Annotated in this window: 13 protein-coding genes; 7 read left to right on the top strand and 6 right to left on the bottom strand. The window is 55.0% G+C overall.

Annotation, left to right across the window (positions count from 1 at the left end):
• Positions 1–34: 34 nt before the first annotated feature.
• From E0501_RS20560 to E0501_RS20550, 3 genes are all read right to left on the bottom strand, one after another.
• On the bottom strand, positions 35–1,135 hold the full coding sequence (locus E0501_RS20560; RefSeq protein WP_161594680.1) for a HigA family addiction module antitoxin: 1,101 nt from the start codon (positions 1,133–1,135) through the stop codon (positions 35–37).
• Positions 1,136–1,146: 11 nt separating this feature from the next.
• Positions 1,147–1,581 carry a system killer suppression protein gene (locus E0501_RS20555; RefSeq protein WP_161594679.1) on the bottom strand — a complete coding sequence of 145 codons (435 nt, stop codon included), beginning with the start codon at positions 1,579–1,581 and terminating at the stop codon, positions 1,147–1,149.
• A gap of 74 nt (positions 1,582–1,655) precedes the next feature.
• Positions 1,656–2,222, bottom strand: a complete 567-nt coding sequence (locus E0501_RS20550) for a tyrosine-type recombinase/integrase (RefSeq protein ID WP_137703291.1) — start codon at positions 2,220–2,222, stop codon at positions 1,656–1,658.
• Between the two features lie 625 nt (positions 2,223–2,847).
• On the opposite strand from E0501_RS20550, the gene E0501_RS20545 reads away from it, so the two are divergent.
• Positions 2,848–3,099, top strand: coding sequence for a hypothetical protein (locus E0501_RS20545; RefSeq protein WP_137703290.1), 252 nt, complete (start codon positions 2,848–2,850; stop codon positions 3,097–3,099).
• A 40-nt stretch (positions 3,100–3,139) separates the two neighbouring features.
• On the opposite strand, the gene E0501_RS20540 is transcribed toward E0501_RS20545, so the two are convergent.
• Complete coding sequence (locus E0501_RS20540; protein ID WP_137703289.1) at positions 3,140–3,862, bottom strand: hypothetical protein; 723 nt, start codon at positions 3,860–3,862, stop codon at positions 3,140–3,142.
• 362 nt (positions 3,863–4,224) lie between these two features.
• Here E0501_RS20540 and E0501_RS20535 point away from each other — a divergent pair, with 362 nt between their 5' ends.
• The gene (locus E0501_RS20535) at positions 4,225–5,109 is read left to right on the top strand and encodes a hypothetical protein (RefSeq protein ID WP_205123532.1); all 885 of its coding nucleotides are present in this window, start codon (positions 4,225–4,227) and stop codon (positions 5,107–5,109) included.
• A gap of 131 nt (positions 5,110–5,240) precedes the next feature.
• Positions 5,241–5,585 (top strand): hypothetical protein, encoded by a 345-nt coding sequence (locus E0501_RS20530; protein WP_205123531.1) that lies wholly within the window; start codon positions 5,241–5,243, stop codon positions 5,583–5,585.
• A gap of 611 nt (positions 5,586–6,196) precedes the next feature.
• Here E0501_RS20530 and E0501_RS20525 read toward each other — a convergent pair.
• On the bottom strand, positions 6,197–7,120 hold the full coding sequence (locus E0501_RS20525) for a ketopantoate reductase family protein (protein WP_137703287.1): 924 nt from the start codon (positions 7,118–7,120) through the stop codon (positions 6,197–6,199).
• Between the two features lie 361 nt (positions 7,121–7,481).
• On the opposite strand from E0501_RS20525, the gene E0501_RS20520 reads away from it, so the two are divergent.
• Complete coding sequence (locus E0501_RS20520) at positions 7,482–8,189, top strand: IS6 family transposase (protein ID WP_137703286.1); 708 nt, start codon at positions 7,482–7,484, stop codon at positions 8,187–8,189.
• A gap of 192 nt (positions 8,190–8,381) precedes the next feature.
• Here the strand turns inward: E0501_RS20520 and E0501_RS20515 are convergent, their stop codons facing one another.
• Positions 8,382–9,278 (bottom strand): LysR family transcriptional regulator, encoded by an 897-nt coding sequence (locus E0501_RS20515; RefSeq protein WP_137703285.1) that lies wholly within the window; start codon positions 9,276–9,278, stop codon positions 8,382–8,384.
• A gap of 131 nt (positions 9,279–9,409) precedes the next feature.
• Here E0501_RS20515 and E0501_RS20510 point away from each other — a divergent pair, with 131 nt between their 5' ends.
• The 3 genes from E0501_RS20510 to E0501_RS20500 all read left to right on the top strand — a co-directional run.
• Positions 9,410–9,988, top strand: a complete 579-nt coding sequence (locus E0501_RS20510) for an NADPH-dependent F420 reductase (protein WP_137703284.1) — start codon at positions 9,410–9,412, stop codon at positions 9,986–9,988.
• A 76-nt stretch (positions 9,989–10,064) separates the two neighbouring features.
• Complete coding sequence (gene ygiD, locus E0501_RS20505; RefSeq protein ID WP_137703283.1) at positions 10,065–10,895, top strand: 4,5-DOPA-extradiol-dioxygenase; 831 nt, start codon at positions 10,065–10,067, stop codon at positions 10,893–10,895.
• 11 nt (positions 10,896–10,906) lie between these two features.
• Positions 10,907–11,845: glutathione S-transferase family protein (locus tag E0501_RS20500; RefSeq protein ID WP_137703282.1), on the top strand; the 939-nt coding region annotated here is incomplete at its 3' end.

Below are 11,845 nucleotides of genomic sequence, written 5' to 3'. Positions count from 1 at the left end.
TTGATCTACACTGGTACCGAGGCTAGCTGCGTAACTATTGTACCCATTCAAGCTTCGTCTTTAAACCGTTTAAGTTCGACCACGGGATTACCCCGGCCTTCTGCAGCCTTCCCACTACTATCCCAGGAGCAATGCCCTGTTGTTCCGAGAACTCGCGAACATCGGCAGCGCTTCGCGGTCGCGACGCTACAAAAGTCTCCCAATCCTTTCTAGGGATTAGGAAGTCTGACGCCCAGTCATTTGCTTCAATCTCAATATCTTCTCCGTCACCATCCTTGCCATCTACAAATACGTTCTTCATTTTGTTGTGCTTCTTCCCGTGCAGAAGAATATGCGCAGCCTCGTGAAAGAAGCTGAACCAAAGATGATCATCTGTCTTGTGACGTGCGCTCAGTTGAACAACGGCTGAATTGGCAGATCTCCACCACGCAGCGCCACTCAGAGCAGTCTTGGGCAGCGGTTTGACTAAAACAAGCGCAACGCCCGAGCTGTTGCAGAGCTCTTTGGCGCGAGGCAAAGACTCTTCAACACGCTCTCTGGTGAGCAGTCTGATTTCTGAAAGTGCCATCCGAAATTTAGACGCACTATACTCCTCGCAAGACTGCTGCTCAGCCGCTAGTTCTCCAAGCCTAAACCATGTGGAAAGCGCTGCGACATCGCTGTCGAATGCTGCAGAGTGGCGATACGCTATGCTCGCGTCGCTATATTTTGCGCTCCAAGCATCAACCGACGCTACGCCGAAGAACGTCAGCAACTTTGACACCGCATCTGACAAAGACTTCGGTTTGTGGAAACAACCTCTCTTGACGAGATCATTGATCGGAAATGACTTTGCCCATTCCTCTTTAGAGTTCGCCGCCTCTGCTTCGGCATCACGCGCCTGCTTCAGTTGATATTTCGCCTCTAGAGCCAGCCAAACATTTGCAGAAACGCCGAGTACCTTTTCAAATTGCAAAGCTGTCTCTGGCTCCAAAGAGGCTTTTCCAGAGATAATCTCACTTATCAACTTAGCTGAACGTCCACACCGGCGCGCAAATTCGGCATGCGATATCTCATTCGCTGCAAGTCTTTCTTCCAGGATCCATCCGGGTGGAACAGCGTAGTCCGGGCTAAATTGTTTCGCTGTAGCTGCCATGTCTTCCTCCATCAGTGATAGTCGATCACTTCAATGATCACTATCGACGTAACTTCTTTCTTGTTGATGCCGCCGTCTGCGAGACGCGGAATGGGGTCGTGATCCACCTCAAAAACGAGCCGCTGCGGATGAACCAGATCGACCGCAAACTGCTCATCGCGGTCTTCCTTTAATTGGTGGCAGCGATCAGGTTTCGTTGTTGGGACATCGTTTAAGCACGGCGCAGCCTCAAGCAAACTAAGCCGCATCATAATCGTTCGAGCCATGCGATCCCCAAAGGTGCGCACTAGCTGCGACTCCGACTCGAGCGTCTTCTGCAGCCGCCTTTTCTTGAAAGATATCTCCAAAAGAAGCACCATTTCGTTACGCAATAGGTAACGATCTAGGCCAATTCCTCCGGTAGTGCAACATGCTTCTGTGTCCTTCCGCACTGCCAACGGCACCATCAGTTTGGCTCCTAATGTGCAAGCAGGAGAGGAAATGCCCCCTACGAGTTTTGGACCATCTATTTATCGACTGTTCACAGCAATTCGACAGCGCCAGCCAGCTGCTCAGCGTTAACGTCGATGTAGCGTTGTGTCGTTGAAATATGGCTGTGCCCAGCCAGCTCAGCCAACAAGCGCACTCCTACGCCCTTATTTGCAAGCCGGGTGATATACGTCCGGCGACCACTATGGCTGCTGGCGTCCTTGAACCCACAAGCTTTGTAGATGTCGAGGAACAGCTGACACATGGTGTTGGCTGAGAAGTGACCGCCCTTTTGGCTTTCAAACAGAGGGCGAGCCGGATCGTTCAGCCGGATCGTGTCGCCGTATTCGCTGAGCGACCGGCGCAGGCGCTGGTTCAGATACACTGTACGGGTCTTGCCGCCCTTGCTCTGTGCTGCCTGCAAGATGAACTGCTCACGTACAGTTCCCTCGTCCTCAAACACGTCGCCCACCGTCAGCGCTGCGATCTCCTTGGCTCGCAGCCCTGCGTAGAAGCTGACCATGATGATCGTCTGGTCTCTCGTCGGATGACGACGGCTGCGGCAGTAGTGTAAAACGCGACGCAGTTGGGCTTCGTTGAGCGTTTGAGCTTGGCGCATGGCGGAACCTCCAAAAACCTAATCCTTTGCTATAAACGACTGTAAAGTCTGAGGTTTTGGGTCGTCGACCGAAATCAGGTTGCGCCTGATCTCTATATTTTTCAATGATTTAAGCGAAAATCTCATAGATTGTGTGTTCTATGAGGTTTTTATTTTGCGCAGCCAAACTGGATAGGCCGAGTTGCTCCACACGTGGAATGATGGCTCCACCATCTGCGACGCGCTCCTCCCAAAACACGGAGACAGCGGAGCCTGACAGCGCTACGGATAAACGCTGTGAAGTACGCGTTTATCTAAAGCCTGTTCTGATCGCAAATCACAAGGCAATGCTCAATTTATGAGCACCTAAACCAAGTGGTAAAATTTCTAGCTGCACCGCAGCATTTACGTATTGAAAAGACAGGAAGAGGCCCCAAATGAGCCGTAACGTTGATCCACTCCTCCTTCCTTGGATCACCGTAATTCAGGCGGCGCACCCTCCTCCCTTTGTGCGCCGCCTTTTTTTTGCAATCAGCCTCTGCAGGCTTGCGCACGCTGACACATCACATGCATTCAAACGCATGCAGTCACCTTGCAGTAATTTGCAGTCGATACCATCTCCCTGCCGGATTGCACGGAGGGGAAAATGGGAGAGCAAAGTTTTCTTCAAGACGCCGTAGAAGAGTTGGAGCACGCACGCGATATTGCCGCTGCAGCGCGTGAGCTAGTCACGCAAAATGGCGGGTGTTGGAACAATGAGCTCGCACAAAAAAGCGACATACTCTTTGAAATCCACTTGTTCGGCGTTGTTGGTATTGGGCTCGGTACCGAAGGCGCCGCTCGGAACTGGCTCGAAAATGCCAAAGCAGAAATTAATGCTCTAGTAGATACGGTCTGACAGAGCGCTTGAAGGGCCGTTCCCTGGGCCAATTTGACAGTCAATGCTGCTGGATCGGCGGTAAGTCTTCATCCAAATCCAGTTCTAGTACCGAGCGCCAAAGCGGTGTCTTGAAGTAATGCCGTTCCTTCTTTCCATCGCGTTCGCCGGCTTGTTCGAAGATCAAACCTGACCAAACCAACGGCTTGAGCACAAACGACGCGAACACAGCAAGCTCACGTGAGCCAATGTCGTCAGCGCCTGCTTCGCTGCCATAGAAAACACTGTACAAGTGCCGTTCCGTGGTGCCTTGGTCGATCTCTACATTCATCACATTCAACCAAACATCCCAGTCGCCCAAAGGACGTTCCTCAAACCTCCCATAACTGCTGTGATCGATGTCGAAAACGTAGAACGGGATTAACAAATTGAAGAGTTGCGCTGGATGTTGAGCGAGTTCTTTGCCCAGCTTGGTCAGCTTAAACTCGCTTTTATAATGCCTGCCCAGCTTGAGCTCGACGAGCAGGAAGTGCAGCAGCTGCAGTGGTGGGAAATCATATTCATTCAGAACCTTGCTGTAGCGAAACAGTTCTTCCGAACTCATCCCTGGCCAATCAAAACGTTCTGCAGCCCATTTCACAAAAGTCCGCTTGAACGCCTTGGTCTGTGTCAGCCCGATACCGCCATTATCTTGCGCATACTGCAGGGTCAGCACAGCTGCTCGTAGCATTGGCGAGTACGCCAAGTCAGGGTGGTCGTCAGGCAGCTGGCGGAAATCGATCATAGGGGATTTTGGCACGGCTGAATGCTTCTCGCCACCACACTGTGCCTCCGCCCAAACGTCTCTAAGCTAAACAAGCCGTTTTTGGACCCAGTTTTCGCGCTCGTTGATAAATAAACATATAGGCAAAACTAGGCTGACGATAGGCCCAACAAACGAGATCAAGGCTGGCACGCCGACTGCAATAGTGCTGCAAACCCGTTCTGATGTGAGACGGTGCGCAAACGAACTGCTCGTTGTTCGCTTCAACACACTACCCCAGAGATGGGATGCCTAAAGGCTCCTTCCCCGCGTGTCAGAGGAAGATGAGACCTTGTGTTGTCGGAATGGTGGGTAAGCGGTACGGCTGGTCGAAGTTCATAGTCATGGTACCGAGCATCGCGATCCGCGAGGGTGTCCATAAGTCCTTGCAGATTACCGCCGAGCACTTTGCCGAGACCTACCAGAAGAAAGCACGCTTCTTCGTCTACAACTCCAAGCGTCTGCACGAGCTTGAGAGCTTTTCGAGCGACGCTGGCATCAACATCATGGTGATCAACACCCAGGCCTTTGCTGCGAAAGGCAAGGATCAGCGTCGTATCTACATGGAGCTGGACGACTTCCAGTCGCGCCGCCCTATCGACGTGATTTCGCGAAACCGGCCGATCCTGATCCTCGACGAACCACAAAAGATGGAGGGGAAGGCGACAACCAAGTCGTTGGAAGAGTTCAATCCTCTGATGATCCTGCGCTATTCGGCCACCCATAAGACGCAGCACAACAAGGTGCATCGCTTGGATGCACTGGACGCTTTCAACCAAAAGCTTGTGAAGAAGATCGCGGTGCGAGGCATTCAGACACGCGGCCTCGCTGGCACAGCTCCGTATCTTTATCTCGAAGGCATAGAGGTGTCGAAGAAGGCACCAGTCGCTAGGGTGGAAATGGAGGTCAAACTTGCGACGGGAGAGATCAAGCGTCAGCTGAAGCGCTTGGAGTTTGGCCGTGACCTGCTGACTGTATCGAATGGCCTTCAAGCCTACAGTGGTTTCACGATCTCACAGATCGACGCAAACAAAGACGCCGTTGAGTTCTCGAATGGTTTTGAACTGCGAGCTGGTGAGGCCACCCAAGACATCTCCGAAGAGCATATGCGGCGCATCCAAATTCGCGAAACGATCCGTGCGCATTTCGAGCGGGAACAGCAGCTGTACTCGCAGGGTATCAAGGTATCCGACGTTCCATCAAAGCTGAAACCGGCCTCGAAAACGTAAGGCTCGTCGATGCACATTCACTCGTCTGGTTGTTCTCTACACTCATCAAAAAGGAGGCGTCTGGCGAACTAGTCAGCGGCAAGGGAGCCAGTGACCGTGTACTTGGAGCCAGAGAGCGGTCGATAGCGGACATGAAGTACTCGGTTGGCAAGACCGTCTTCAACTCAAACGGACAAACTGTCGAAAGAAAGGTCAAAGAAAAAGAGCTGCGTATGACGGAGTACGAATTAGACAGTCTGCTCCGACACTTGCTCGCGGTCCAAGAAGAGCGCTGCGCGATTACAGGTTTGCCGTTTCAGTACCAGGGTGCCCATAGCGACCCGAATATGTTGCCGTCACTGGACCGTATCGACAGTGACGGGCACTATGAAAAGGGTAACCTGCAGCTGGTCTGCAGGTTTATCAACTTTTGGAAACAGGCTGCTGACGACCAAGAGTTTCGGAGGTTGATCAACGTTGTGCGTGGTGTCGAATGAGCATTGAAAGTGTGTTCAAGCACAGTGTTTCAGGTTAGTGTGTTGAACACAGTGTTTGCCCAAACTACCGCAGCCCAACCGCATCGCACAGTTTATCGCACACCTCAAATTTAGCCAAAATATACATTTAAAAACAAGCGCTTAAAATTAAAACAAGTCTTGAAAATCCTCGTGTCGGTGGTTCGATTCCGCCCCCGGGCATCACTTTTCAAAGCAAAAACAGCATATTAGCTATCGCACAGTTTTACTTCCTGCGTTGCACAGTCATCGCACAGTTTTTCATGTTTTACAGGGTGGGTTTGCGGGCTGAAAAGCTGTGTTGAACACAGTGTTTGGAATCAACGTTTTAGACACAGTGTTCGAAACACACTGATTGCCCACAGTGTTATGCAAAAGGTTCTTCCCAACAGTGTTTGGGAACACGGTCAACAACAGAGCTTTTTCATTCGGGCTCAGGGCCAACCGTCAAAATCCTGTCGTTGCTCCAAACCAGCGCTTCATAGCACACCTCTGCGCCAGCGCCCCCACACCAGCCTCCGTCACGTCCAATAAGAAGGATACGGTCGGGACCCCAATCTATAGTCGCCTCCTCCCTCCATAGATGCGTTGGTTCAATCAGTGCCAGTCTCGAAAGGCTTCATAGCCGCGTAAAACGCTTTGTGCGCGGGTGTGCATATTTTGTGCTTTCTCGCCAGTTCGACGATCTTCCCGGACAGCCAAGCGTTTTCCAAAGGTCTCCCATTTTGCAAATCTGTCAGCATTGAAGACTGCGCGCTTGCCCCCATGCTCATGGCAAACGCCATTGTTTTTCCTACAAAACCGTCGTCTAGTTTTACAGCCTCGGCATCGGCAACAACGACCGCCTCCTTCAAAGCTTGCTCAAATAGTTCTTTTGCGGACTGCTCTTGTTGGGTGAAACCGATTGGCTGCCTGGTCAAACAGGTAATCCCAGAAAAGCTAGCCAAGAATACAAACTTTTCCCATAATTCTCTTGTTATGCTCTCGCTCATAGCAGTTTCGATTTCCGCTTTGCGGCAAGCTGAAACGAACGCCTCTAATCTTTCACTACGCGCTCCGGACATCTCACCCACAGTAAGACGCGCTAGATTGCCCGTATGGCGGATGATGCCGGGAGCTTCGATTGCAAGTGGAGCATAAGCAATGCCACCAATAGCATGGCCAAGCCCAAGAATTTCATCAATTCTTTCTTCAGTACCGATACCATTCTGGAAGGAGATTACGCCTGTTTCTTCAGAAACCAATGGGCGACATTGCTCCACCGCTTCGTTCACACTGTATAGCTTTACAGCGAGCACAACGATGTCTACTGGTCCGATCTCCTTGGGATCGTCCGTGGCTTGAGCAGGAAAAACGACTGTACCACCCACATCACTCTTAATCTGCAGCCCGTTCTCTCGGATGGCACGTAGATGGTCGCCGCGAGCGACAAACCAAACATCGCTATCCGTCTTCTGAGCAAGCTGTGCGCCGAAGTAGCCACCTATGCCGCCGCTACCCATAATTGCTATCTTCATTGGCGTACCTGTCCTTGAGATGGAAAACGAAACTACGTCTGCAAGTCGGACTTTATACCATCTATTCTGTTGATCCAGATCGCGATAGTTTCTGCCGATCTCTCAGCCTGTGCATAAACCAAGAGGTGGCAAGCTCTTGTGTAGCTAATATCTGTCATCGCAACACACTGTTTGCCCACAGTAACTGCAAAACACTTCTTCCCCACAGTGTTCGCGAACGCAAACTGAGCAGCCCGATCTCATTGGTCCAAGTTAATTGTTAGTGCATGATTGGGCTGGTTTCCATTGGGATGATGGTTTCAGGCGTCTTGTCAGAGGAACTTTGCTTGAGCCGGGCAGGGGGCTTGCATAGCCTCTGGCCATGACCAAACGCTCTCCATTCAAGTACTTCAAGACCAGCCCAGAGATCATCCGCCTGGCAGTGATGCTCTATATCCGGTTCCCGCTGTCACTCCGCAACGTCGAGGACCTGCTGCACGAACGCGGCATAGACGTCAGCCACGAGACCATCCGGTTCTGGTGGAACCGGTTTGGCCCGATGTTTGCATCTGAGATCCGTCGGCGGCGTGTGCAGCAGCTGCGTGCATTCTCGCCATGGCAATGGCATGTTGACGAGGTTTTCGTGAAGATCAATGGTGAGCGCCACTATCTCTGGCGGGCTGTCGATCACGTAGGCGAGGTGCTTGAGAGCGTCGTCACAAAGCGAAGAAACAAACGCGCTGCATTGAAAATGCTCAGGAAATTGATGCGGCGATATGGTCAGCCTGAGGTGCTGGTCACCGATCGGTTTGCTTCATACAAGGCCGCGCTTCGCGAGATAGGATGTAAGGATCGGCAAGAGTGTGGCCGCTGGCTGAACAACAGAGTCGAGAACTCGCATCTGCCATTCCGACGACGAGAAAGGGCGATGCAGCGCTTCCGGCGGATGCGAAGTCTGCAGAAATTCGTCGCCGTCCATTCCTCCATTTTCAATCACTTCAACCATGATCGCAGCCTCTCCAAACGGGACCATTTCAAGCAGAACAGAACTGCTGCTCTGGCCGAGTGGCGCGGTCTCTGCGCGGCATAAGGGACAGCGCTACTGTCCTTGCAGAGACGAGTTCGAATTCGTCTGACAGCACCTTCTTGGTCATGTCAGTCTCTCCATTTGATCATTTGCGGCATCCCATCGATGCGATGACCAACAGATAGGCCCGGATTATTAACCCGAAAATGTTGATGTTATTCAATCACTGTCTTCAATATGTTCCTAATTGGGCGACTACAGAATCCCCGCCGAGCGAATATCCTCGACCGCGAAATCGATCAGCGCGCGCACCTTGCGCGGCAGCACGCGCCCCTCGAGATAGACCGCGCTGAGCGGGCTGGCCTCGCCTGTGTAATCCAGCAGAACCGGCACCAGAGTGCCGGCTTCCAGCGACTCGCAAAGGGCGAAGCGCGGCGCGTTGACGATGCCGAAACCCTGTGCTGCGAGCTCGGCAGCGGCGCGGGCGGAGTTGACATGGAACCGGCCTTGGATGTTGGCCACATGCTCTTGCCCGTCGTGGCGAAACACCCAGCGGCGCGGCGCCCGCCGGTTGGTATCGACGATACAACTGTGCGCTGACAGCTCGTCCGGCGTGTACGGCTGGCCATGTGCGGCAACATAGGCAGGGCTGGCGGCGGCGATCGAGCGGATTTCGCCCAGCTTTTTAGCCTTGAGCGAGAGCATCTCGGACCGACCAGCACGAAAGGCCAGGTCAATCCCTTCGCGGGCCAGATCGGCAAAGTCGTCACTCAATCGCAGATCGAAGCTCAGCCCCGGGTTAGCAGTGGCGAAGCGTGCCAGCATCCCGCTCACGTAAAGCTCGCCGAAGGTGACCGGGGCGGAAATACGGATCACACCGGAGAACCCGCGCGATCCCTCCGAGACTTCGGCCAGAAGATCATCGAGATCGTCAAGCAGCGCGGGGGCGCGGGCCAGCAGGTCCTCTCCCGCCGGGGTGAGGCCCACCCGTCGCGTGGTGCGCTGTAAGAGCCGCACCCCCAGCCGCGCCTCAAGCTCGGCCACGTATTTCGAGGTGAGCCGGTTCGAAACGCCCAGCTGACCCGCGGCAGCGGTGAACGAGCCGGTCTGCGCGGTGGCCACGAATGCCTTGAGTTCGTCGGTAATGTCCATGCGGTCCTCATTCGGAATGCTTTGAGGATAGTCATTCCATGAGTTCGCCATTTTGTGGATTATCGCAACCCCGTAAATAGGCAGCAGGACAAAACACGCCGCAAAAGCGCGGCAAGAGAAAGGAAAGAGACATGAAAATCGCAGTGATTGGAAACGGCAATATCGGCGCTGGCCTGAACGACGCCCTGGCCCGGGCCGGGCACGACACCGCCACCTATGGCCGGGAATACGACCTGGCGGCCGCCATCGCCGGGGCCGAGGTGGTGATCCTTGCCACGCCCTTTGGCGCGGCGCCCGAGTTGGCGGGGCAGGCCGATTTCGCCGGCAAGCTGGTGGTCGACCTGTCGAACCCGGTGACCGCCGATTTCTCGGGGCTTCAGCTGGGCCATGACAGATCAGCCGCGGAAGCGACGGCGGCGGCGCTGCCGGGCGCGACGGTGGTGAAGGCGTTCAACACCATCTTCGCCGGGCATTATGCCAGCGGGCTGAGCATCAACGGTACGCCGTTGCAAACGTTTGTGGCCGCGGATGACGCGGCGGCGCGCGAAAAGGTCATGGGGCTGGCGCGCGATATCGGGCTTACAGCTGTTGATGCCGGGCCGTTGAAAAACGCGCGCTACCTTGAGCCGCTTGGGTTCATGAACATCCAGTTCGGCTATGTTCTGGGGCAAGGGGCCGACATCGCCCCGCAGTGGCAGATCGCTGCGTGAGGCCTGAAAACAGGGGCGCGCGTCCGGAGTGGCGCCGCCCCGCCCGAGCCGCCTGCCTGCGACAAAGGAGATTGCAATGAGCACCGCCGCTTCCCTCAACGCCCTGCATGACCGGCTGAAACCCTCGGCCCGGATGCCATTGGTATTTCTGGGCCACGGCAGCCCGATGAATGCCATCGAAGACACCGAATACAGCCGCGCCTGGAGTGAGCTGGGCCGCAACCTGCCACGCCCGCAAGCGATCCTCGTGGTCTCGGCCCATTGGATGAGCCGTGGCACGACGCTCGTGGATGTTTCGGCGATGCCGCGTACGATCCATGATTTCTATGGCTTCCCCGATGCGCTGTTCGAACAGGACTACCCGGCACAGGGCGCGCCCGACCTGGCGCGCGAGGTGGTCACGCTGCTGGCCAGCCACCATGCCGAAGAGGACGATCACTGGGGCCTCGATCATGGTGCCTGGACGGTGCTCAAGTTCCTTTACCCCAAGGCCGATGTGCCGGTGTTCCAGGTCTCGATCGATATGACCCGCGGGCTGGATCACCAACTCGAGATCGGCAAGGCGCTGTCAGAGCTGCGAGACAGGGGAGTGCTGATCCTGGGTTCCGGAAACGTAGTGCACAATCTGGGCGCGGTGAAGTGGAACAAGGGCGCGCGCCCGCACGATTTCGCGCAGGAATTCGATGCGCTCTTCGCCGACAAGCTCGAAGTCCGCGATTTCAAGGCGCTGGCCGACCGCAAGGCGCTGGGTAGCCTGCTGAGGCAGGCACATCCTTCTATCGATCACTACTTACCCGCGCTTACCATCGCCGGGGCTTCGGATGGGCGCGACGACCTGACCTTCATGACGGATGCAATCGACCTTGCGTCGATCTCGATGCGTTCCTTCGTGTTCCACACCGCCTGAGGAGAATTGTCATGCTTGTGAACGGAAAATGGGTTGAGAACTGGCAGCCGGTTCAGAAGGCCGACGAAAAAGGCCGCTTTGTGCGGCAGGTTTCGAGCTTTCGCAACTGGATCACGCCCGATGGCAGCGCGGGCCCCACGGGCGAGGGCGGCTTCAAGGCCGGGCCGGGGCGTTACCGCCTTTACGTGGCGCTGATCTGCCCCTGGGCCTCGCGCACGCTGATCGCACGCAAGCTTAAGGGGCTGGACACGATGATCGACGTGACCGTGGTCAATCCGGTCATGTCGGACCAGGGCTGGCGGCTTGGTGGCTATCCCGGCGCCGATGAAGACCCGCTGTTTGGCGCCACATACCTGCACGAGATCTACACCCGCGCCGATCCGTATTATACCGGCCGGGCCACGGTTCCGGTGCTTTGGGATATGAAGCGCAACGTCATGGTCAACAACGAAAGCGCTGACATTCTGCGCATGTTTGATACCGCTTTCGAACACCTTGTTCCGTCTGACATCCGCCTCTACCCCGAAGAGCAGGGCGCGGCGATCGATGCACTGAGCAAGGACATCTATGACCGGCTCAACAACGGCGTCTACAAGGCGGGCTTCGCCAGCTCGCAGGAGGCTTATGACGAAGCCGTCGAAGGCGTGTTCGAGACGCTTGACATGCTGGAAGAGCGGCTCACCGACGATTACCTGATGGGCGCGGATCTGACCGAGGTTGATATTCGCACATTTGTCACCCTGATCCGCTTCGATGTCGCGTATCACGGTTTGTTCAAGACCAACCGGCGCCAGATTGCCGACTACCCCCGGCTCTCGGCTTATATTGCGCGCATTCTGCGTCGGCCAGGCGTACGGGAGACAGTGAACATGGATCACATCACCCGTGGTTATTATTCGATCAAGGCGCTCAACCCGACCGGGATCAGGCCTGTCGGCCCCAGCCATATC

The organism is Marimonas lutisalis, from assembly GCF_005434965.1.
Taxonomy (GTDB): Bacteria; Pseudomonadota; Alphaproteobacteria; order Rhodobacterales; family Rhodobacteraceae; genus Marimonas_A; species Marimonas_A lutisalis.
This window is presented reverse-complemented; position numbering and strand designations above follow the sequence as displayed.

Excerpts from the sequence above, each read along its gene's own strand:
- E0501_RS20560 (WP_161594680.1), bottom strand. The coding sequence starts at position 1,135 with ATGGCAGCTACAGCGAAACAATTTAGCCCGGACTACGCTGTTCCACCC.
- ygiD (WP_137703283.1), top strand. The coding sequence starts at position 10,065 with ATGAGCACCGCCGCTTCCCTCAACGCCCTGCATGACCGGCTGAAACCC.
- E0501_RS20515 (WP_137703285.1), bottom strand. The coding sequence starts at position 9,278 with ATGGACATTACCGACGAACTCAAGGCATTCGTGGCCACCGCGCAGACC.
- E0501_RS20545 (WP_137703290.1), top strand. The coding sequence starts at position 2,848 with ATGGGAGAGCAAAGTTTTCTTCAAGACGCCGTAGAAGAGTTGGAGCAC.
- E0501_RS20530 (WP_205123531.1), top strand. The coding sequence starts at position 5,241 with ATGAAGTACTCGGTTGGCAAGACCGTCTTCAACTCAAACGGACAAACT.
- E0501_RS20555 (WP_161594679.1), bottom strand. The coding sequence starts at position 1,581 with ATGGTGCCGTTGGCAGTGCGGAAGGACACAGAAGCATGTTGCACTACC.
- E0501_RS20525 (WP_137703287.1), bottom strand. The coding sequence starts at position 7,120 with ATGAAGATAGCAATTATGGGTAGCGGCGGCATAGGTGGCTACTTCGGC.
- E0501_RS20510 (WP_137703284.1), top strand. The coding sequence starts at position 9,410 with ATGAAAATCGCAGTGATTGGAAACGGCAATATCGGCGCTGGCCTGAAC.
- E0501_RS20550 (WP_137703291.1), bottom strand. The coding sequence starts at position 2,222 with ATGCGCCAAGCTCAAACGCTCAACGAAGCCCAACTGCGTCGCGTTTTA.
- E0501_RS20540 (WP_137703289.1), bottom strand. The coding sequence starts at position 3,862 with ATGATCGATTTCCGCCAGCTGCCTGACGACCACCCTGACTTGGCGTAC.
- E0501_RS20520 (WP_137703286.1), top strand. The coding sequence starts at position 7,482 with ATGACCAAACGCTCTCCATTCAAGTACTTCAAGACCAGCCCAGAGATC.
- E0501_RS20535 (WP_205123532.1), top strand. The coding sequence starts at position 4,225 with ATGGTACCGAGCATCGCGATCCGCGAGGGTGTCCATAAGTCCTTGCAG.